The sequence below is a fragment of the Streptomyces sp. NPDC088116 genome, from assembly GCF_044741745.1.
Lineage (GTDB): Bacteria > Actinomycetota > Actinomycetes > Streptomycetales > Streptomycetaceae > Streptomyces.
The window spans coordinates 198,320-205,031 of the sequence record NZ_JBIUTF010000007.1; the positions used below are offsets into that span (position 1 = coordinate 198,320).

Sequence of the window (6,712 nt, forward strand, 5' to 3'; positions counted from 1 at the left end):
CGTTCGCCGGCTCGCTTCGCGGCTACCTCGTGGGCTTCCTTCCGGTGATGCCCAGGTGGACCAACAGAGCCAGATTCGGCTTCAGTTCGGCCTGCTTCACACCCCAGCTCTGGAACGCCTTCTGGTGCGCGGCCACTGAGGCGAGCATCACGACCAGCGAGCCGGCCACCGCCGCCGGGGTGACGTCCTTGTCGACCTTGCCCTTGGACTGGAGCTCCTTCACCGCTTCCGTAAGGGAGTTGGTGACGGAGTTGAGGATCTTCAGCCGGATCTTGTTGAACCGCTTGTCTCCCTCGGCGGCGCCCAGGTCGACCACCCGCAGGATCGCGTCGTGTTTGCGCCAGAAATCGAGGAAACCCTCGACCAGTTCCTCCGACGTCTGCCAGCCGGCCTTCCCGACCCAGGAGCGGCCGGAGACCAGTCCGGTCAACCCGGAGCCCTCCTTGGCCATTTCCTCGGCGATTTCGAGGACGGCGCCCTCGACGTCCGGGAAGTATTGGTAGAAGGTCGCGGGTGAAGTGCCCGCCTTCCGGGCCACATCGATGACTTTGACGTCCCGGTACGGCGAGGAGCTGAGCATCTCGCCGAGGCAGTCGAGCAGCTTCTGCCGCGTCGCCTGCCCGCGCCGACCAGCCACGCGGCCGTCGACGGTGCGCACTTGTCCTGTCATGCCGTCAGCTTACCGAGGGGGGATCGGAGCGCGATTTGACCGACTGCAAATGGGGAACGGGCCGTCGCGCACAGGGGTCCGGCCGGGCCCGGGGGAGGGCTGGATCCGGGCGGACGAGGCCGTCCCGCGGATGTCTTTCGATCGCCCGGCGGGCGCTCTCGCGGGTGGTCCGTCGGGTGAGCGGCACACGTTCGGGCGCCAATAGTGTTATCAACAGCCTGTGGACAACTTCGGTGGATAACCCGGGGTGGTGACGGGTTCACGCTGCGATAATGAATCTATTGTTCTATTTTCTCCCCTGCGTCTGTGGGGATGGCCGATTAGCTTTGCTGTGACAGGCGACACGCAGGGAGGTTCCGGCCATGGCCGCGTTCGCGGAAGGCACCCCGTGCTGGGTGGATGTGTCGCTCCCCGATCTTGAAGCGGGCAAGCGCTTCTACGGAGAGCTGTTCGGCTGGACCTTCGGCCCGGACAGGGGCGCGGAGTACGACCACTGCACCGAGGCCCGGAGCGACGGGAAGCGCGTCGCCGGTCTGATCGCCAAGCGGGACGGGCGGATGCCCACGGCCTGGGGCGTCTACTTCGCCACCCCCGACGCCGTCGCGCTCAGCCGGAAGATCCTGGTGGCGGGCGGCCAGTTGGTGAGGGAGCCGAGGGCCATCGGGCCGTACGGCGTGATGGCGCTGGCCGCCGACCCGGCCGGAGCGGTCTTCGGCCTCTGGCAGGCCGGGGAGGACGAAGGCTTCGAGAAGAAGGGCCTGCCGGGATCCTTCTGCTGGACGGAGGTCTATACGAGGGACAAGGAGAGCGTCGACCCCTTCTACGAGACGGTCTTCGGCTTCCGGGGGAGGGACGTCTCCGATGCGGACCTTTCCGGCAGGGACCACTCCGACGTGGACGTTTCCGACGCGGACCGCTCCGACAACGACCGCTTCGACGCGGACCGCTCCGACAACGACCTCCCCGACAGGGACCTGGCCGTGGGCGGGGTCGTCGACTTCCGTACGTGGTCCCCGGCCGGCGCGGACACCGCGATCGGGGGCCGCAGTGTGATCACGGACGCCTTCCCGCCGGAGATGCCCAGCCACTTCCTCAGCTACTTCCTGGTCGCCGACTGCGACGCGACCGTGGCCGCGGTCGTCCGGCTCGGCGGCCGGGTCACCGCACCGCCCTTCGGCATCGAACACGGACGGACGGCGGTACTGGTGGACAACCAGGGCGCCTCCTTCGCCGTACTGGCCGAAGCGCCGCCGGAACCGGGCCGGACCCCGCAGGCGTCGTAGGGGGCCGGGCCGGAGCCCGTGAGGAAAGTGGGCGCATCCGGCACGCGAGCGGACACAGGACGGAAAGGTGTCCGGATCGGGATGAGACACCCCGATCCGCCCCCGGGTTCGCAACCGCCGCCTCAGACAGGAAGAATCAGGGGGCACGGGGCCGTACCTTGTGGCCCGTACGGGGAGGTGGCAGGCAAGTGGAGCAGCTGACGCAGCACGACCCGAGGCGTATCGGCCCTTTCGAGGTGCTGGGGCGGCTCGGAGCCGGCGGTATGGGGCTGGTCTATCTCGCGCGCTCGGCGTCGGGCCGGCGGGTGGCGATCAAGACCGTACGTACCGAGCTTGCCGAGGACCAGCTGTTCCGGGTCCGGTTCACGCGTGAGGTGGAGGCGGCTCGCGCCGTCAGCGGTTTCTACACCGCGGCGGTGGTCGACGCCGACCCCCGGGCCGCGGTGCCCTGGCTGGCGACGGCCTATGTGCCCGCTCCCTCACTGGAGGAAATAGTGAGTGAGTGCGGTCCGATGCCGGCCCAGGCGGTGCGCTGGCTGGCGGCGGGGATCGCCGAGGCGCTCCAGTCGATCCACGGCGCCGGTCTCGTCCACCGTGACATGAAGCCGTCGAACGTCCTGGTGGTGGAGGACGGGCCGCGCGTCATCGACTTCGGTATCGCCTCAGGCGCCTCCAACACCCGGCTGACCATGACCAATGTCGCGGTGGGCACGCCCGCGTACATGTCGCCCGAGCAGGCGCGCGACTCGCGCAGTGTGACAGGTGCCAGCGACATCTTCTCGCTCGGTTCGACCCTGGTCTTCGCCGCCACCGGCCATGCCCCCTATCGCGGGGGCAACCCGGTCGAGACGGTCTTCATGCTGCTGCGCGAGGGCCCGGACCTGGAGGGGCTGCCGGACGAGCTGCGACCGCTCATCGAGTCCTGTATGCAGATGGACGCCGGCCGGCGTCCCACGCCCGCAGACCTCCAGTCGCAGCTGGCCCCGCATCTCTTCGCCTCGGGCGGCGACGACAGCGGTACGGCGTCGGCCTGGCTGCCGGACTCCGCCACCGCGATGATCGAGCGCCGCCGGGCCGGTGGCCGCGTCACCCCCACCGTCGCGCGCCCGGCGAAACCCGCGTCCCCCGCCGTACCGCCACCGCCCCCGCACCAGCCGGCGCCCGCGGCGGCCCCCGTGCCGGCTCCGTCCGCCATGGCGTCCCCGTCCCCCGCGCAGGCCCCGTCGCCCGCCCAGTCACCGGCCTCGTCGCTGGCCTCGCCGGCCCCGCCGGTGATGACTCCGGGCGGCTCGGTCCGGCTGCCCGGAGCGCCGGTGCCGATCGGCCCCGGCCCGCGTGCCGCGGACACACGCGCCATGGCCGGGCTCGACGCGGGCCCGGCGACCGGCTGGATCCGCCCGCCCGCCGGGCTGACCGGCGCGGACGCGCCCACCAGCGCCGTGACGTCCCCCGTCGTCCCACCGGTGCCGCCGCCCACGCGCCCGCCCGACGCGGCCGGTGGTGCCGTCGGGCAGAACCGCTGGCGGCCCTGGCGGTTCCGGATGTCCAACGATGTCTGGGGCACTCCGGTCGTCGACGGGGATCTGCTGTACGTCACCTCCTTCGAGGTGCACGCCCTGGACGTGGGCAGCGGGCGCCGCCAGTTCAAGACCCGCGACGTGGCCTGGGCGATGGCCCTCGCCGGGGGCCGTATCCACGCCTCGGACGGGCCGACGCTGTACGCCCTCGACGCGGGCGACGGCACCGAGCGCTGGCGCCTCCAGACCGACGCCTGGGTGTACTCCCTCAAGGTCGACCGGGGCACGGTCGTCACGGGAACGCGTGGCGGCGGAGTCCAGGCGTGGGAGGCGTCGAACGGCGAACGGCTGTGGGAGACCTCCGGCGCCCAGACGGACTTCGAGACGCCGGAGGCCGGGCCCGCGATCTTCGACGGCACGGTGTACGTGTGGAAGGACGCGCGGCTCCAGGCGCTGGACGCGCGTACGGGCATCGAGATCTGGTCGTACCCGATCGGCGACGCCGCGGCCTGCGGGGGTGTGCCCGTACGGGTGAGGCCCGCCTCCGACGGCCAGCTGTACGTCTCGGCCGGTGCGCGTGTGCTGTCCATCGACATCGCGAGCGGCCATGCGCGCTGGCACTTCGAGGCGCCCGCGGTCTTCCTCTCCCCGCCTGCCTTCGCACCGGGCCCGGCCGTGACGGGCGGCGGTGTCTACCTCGCCGACTACCTCGGCACGGTGTACGCCCTGGACGCGACGACCGGCAAGGACCGCTGGCGTATCGCGACGGAGTCCCGCCAGTCGATCGAGCCGGTGCTGGTCGCCGACGGCAACGTCCATGTCGGCAGCGGCAGCGCGCTGTACACACTGGACGCGGTGACGGGCACGCCCAAGTGGCGCTTCGCCGCGGGCGGCGAGGTCATCGGCACGCCGGTGGTCGCGGACGGCCGGCTGCACTTCGGCTCGGCCGACCACGTCCTGTACACGCTGGACGCGAGCGGCGGGCAACTGCGCTGGAAGCTGGCCACGGGCGGCGAGATCACCGGCTCCCCGGTAGTGCGGCGCGGCGTCGTGTACGCGTGCAGCAAGGACCGGTGCGTGTACGCGCTGGACGCGGTGAAGGGGACGGCGACGGGGCGGGGGTCGCGGTAGCGGTCCACCGCTACCGGCGCGGGGGGCCGTCGGGCGGGCGGTTGTTGTCGCCCCAGAGTTCCTCGGTGTTCAGGGACTGGGTGTCGCCGTCGTGGAACCCGTCGTCGAACCCGTCCTCGAACCTGTCGTGGACCGAAGGGTCCTGAGGGTCATGCGGGGCCCGTGGGTACGGCTGCCGCCGGGTCGAGGGGTACCGGGGCTCGTGCGGTCGGGGCTCGTCGTAGTACTGCGGCTGGTACGGATCCTGCGGCTGGTACGGGCCCTGTTGGTACGGGCCCTGTTGGTACGGGCCGTACCGGTAGGGATCCTGCTGATACGGGTCCCCGTATGTGTCCTGTTGGTAGGGATCCTGTTGATCCTGTTGATAGGGACCGGCCTGGTACGGGTCGTACTGGTACCCGTACTGGTCCTGCTGAGGCTGGTAAGGCTGCGGCCCGTAGCCGTACTGCTGCCCGGCGGGGACCATGCCCGGCTCGTCGTCACGCCACTCGTCCCGTGAGCCGCGCCGTGCGGGCCGCTCACGCCGGCGGCGGCCCCTCATCACCAGCGCGGCCAGGAGCAGCACGGCCCCGCCGCCGAAGGCGTACACGGCGCCGAGGCTCAGGCCCGTACCGTCACCGCTGATGCTGAGACCGCCCGCCGCCTGGCCCTGACGCACCATCCACAGGATCGTGAGGCCCAGGACGACCACACCGGCCAGGGCGACCAGCACCCGTGAGCGCAGGACCACCCCGACGAGGGTGACCAGGGCGGCGAAGAGGAAGGGAAGCAGGAGCGAGGTGAAGATTCCCGCACCGGTGCCGGTGATGCCGTCGAACAGATCGGCGACGCGGTAATCGCGGCCGAGACGGCCGTCGTACCAGACGCGGAAGGGGCTGTAGACGGCGGCGGCCGCTCCGAGGAGGGCGAGGAGCGAGCCGAGGAAGTTACGGATCATCGCCGGCCTCCTCCGCTGCGCGGACTCCCGCTCCCGTGCCGAGGCTACGCCCGGTGTCCCGTCCCCGCCACGCGGTCGGGACCATGACGGGCCCGGTGGCGGGCGCTGTTAGGGTATCGCCGCAGTTGACAGGGACAGGTCGAAAGAGACGGGTCCTGGTCCTGACAGAGAAAGTCCGAACAGAAAAACGGGGGAGGCTCGGCCTTGATACGTCGACGTCTGAAATTCGCGGCCGTACTGATTGTGGTGGTGATGGCCCTGACGGGGTTCTCCTCGTCCAAGGGCAAGGGCAGGAGTGGCAGCGGGAGCAGCGGCAGCAGCGGGTCGAGCGGGAGCGACAGCGGTGGCGGTTGCTCCAGTTCGGACAAGAGCAACGGCTCGTACTCGGGCTCGCATTCGCGCTACGACGATGACGATGACGACGACTACGGCTCGTCCGGCGACTCGTACACCGAGGACCCGGCTCCCACGGTGACCTCCACCGGCGACGCTGTCCAGGCGCGGGTCGTCACCTGCGTCAGCAAGGCGAAGGGCAAGCGCAAGGCCGTCACATACGCGACGGTACGGGTGGAGGTGCCGCCGGGCATCGGGGCGACGGACTACTACGACGTCGACGTGACCTTCGAGGACGCCTCGGGCTCGGTCGTCGACACCGGTGACACGGAGGTCTCGCTGACGGACGGGGAGACCAGGACGCTGCGGGTGGCGATGGACAGCCCGCGTCAGGTGGCGCGTGTGCGCAAGTGTGTGGCGAGCGCGACGGTCGAGAGCTGACCTTTCCTCCCTTCCCGGTCGGGGCAGGGCAGGAGCACGCAACGCAGTGGGGCCGAGCGATCGTCGCTCGGCCCCACCGCGTTACCCCGGGTTCCCCGTGTCCCCAGGTGTTCCCCCGTGCCCCCGTGCTCCCCCGTGTGCCGTACGGCTGCGGCGGCTCCCCCTCCGCGCCGCCGCAGCCGTTCCCCCGTCCGGAATGGTCAGTTCTTGGGCGGGGCGGGGATCTGGTTGTCCATGGTCGTCAGGATCTCCTCCGCCGGCGGGGCGGGGATCTGGTTGTCCTGCGTGGTCACCGTCCCCTTCTTGGGCGGGGCGGGGATCTGGTTGTCCATGGTCGTCAGGATCTCCTCCGCCGGCGGGGCGGGGATCTGGTTGTCCTGCGTGGTCACCGTCCCCTACG

6 protein-coding genes are annotated in these 6,712 nt (G+C 70.9%); 3 read left to right on the top strand and 3 right to left on the bottom strand.

Features of this window, described 5'->3' with window-relative positions; translation table 11 throughout:
• Positions 1-22: 22 nt before the first annotated feature.
• A complete protein-coding gene (locus ACIOJD_RS27170) occupies positions 23-670 on the bottom strand; it encodes a TetR family transcriptional regulator (protein ID WP_401918288.1) in 648 nt (215 codons plus the stop codon).
• Positions 671-1,032: 362 nt separating this feature from the next.
• Here ACIOJD_RS27170 and ACIOJD_RS27175 point away from each other — a divergent pair, with 362 nt between their 5' ends.
• Both ACIOJD_RS27175 and ACIOJD_RS27180 read left to right on the top strand, forming a co-directional pair.
• Positions 1,033-1,953, top strand: coding sequence for a VOC family protein (locus ACIOJD_RS27175; protein WP_401918290.1), 921 nt, complete (start codon positions 1,033-1,035; stop codon positions 1,951-1,953).
• Positions 1,954-2,141: 188 nt separating this feature from the next.
• On the top strand, positions 2,142-4,601 hold the full coding sequence (locus ACIOJD_RS27180) for a PQQ-binding-like beta-propeller repeat protein (RefSeq protein ID WP_401918292.1): 2,460 nt from the start codon (positions 2,142-2,144) through the stop codon (positions 4,599-4,601).
• Positions 4,602-4,611: 10 nt separating this feature from the next.
• On the opposite strand, the gene ACIOJD_RS27185 is transcribed toward ACIOJD_RS27180, so the two are convergent.
• The gene (locus ACIOJD_RS27185; protein WP_401918294.1) at positions 4,612-5,538 is read right to left on the bottom strand and encodes a hypothetical protein; all 927 of its coding nucleotides are present in this window, start codon (positions 5,536-5,538) and stop codon (positions 4,612-4,614) included.
• Between the two features lie 204 nt (positions 5,539-5,742).
• Between ACIOJD_RS27185 and ACIOJD_RS27190 the strand changes: the two genes are divergently transcribed.
• The gene (locus ACIOJD_RS27190) at positions 5,743-6,312 is read left to right on the top strand and encodes a hypothetical protein (RefSeq protein ID WP_401918295.1); all 570 of its coding nucleotides are present in this window, start codon (positions 5,743-5,745) and stop codon (positions 6,310-6,312) included.
• 200 nt (positions 6,313-6,512) lie between these two features.
• Here the strand turns inward: ACIOJD_RS27190 and ACIOJD_RS27195 are convergent, their stop codons facing one another.
• Complete coding sequence (locus tag ACIOJD_RS27195; RefSeq protein WP_401918297.1) at positions 6,513-6,701, bottom strand: sigma-like protein; 189 nt, start codon at positions 6,699-6,701, stop codon at positions 6,513-6,515.
• Positions 6,702-6,712: the final 11 nt, after the last annotated feature.

What these genes read in the sequence shown, in the direction of transcription:
- ACIOJD_RS27170 (WP_401918288.1), bottom strand. Translation starts at nt 670, where the DNA reads ATGACAGGACAAGTGCGCACCGTCGACGGCCGCGTGGCTGGTCGGCGC.
- ACIOJD_RS27175 (WP_401918290.1), top strand. Translation starts at nt 1,033, where the DNA reads ATGGCCGCGTTCGCGGAAGGCACCCCGTGCTGGGTGGATGTGTCGCTC.
- ACIOJD_RS27185 (WP_401918294.1), bottom strand. Translation starts at nt 5,538, where the DNA reads ATGATCCGTAACTTCCTCGGCTCGCTCCTCGCCCTCCTCGGAGCGGCC.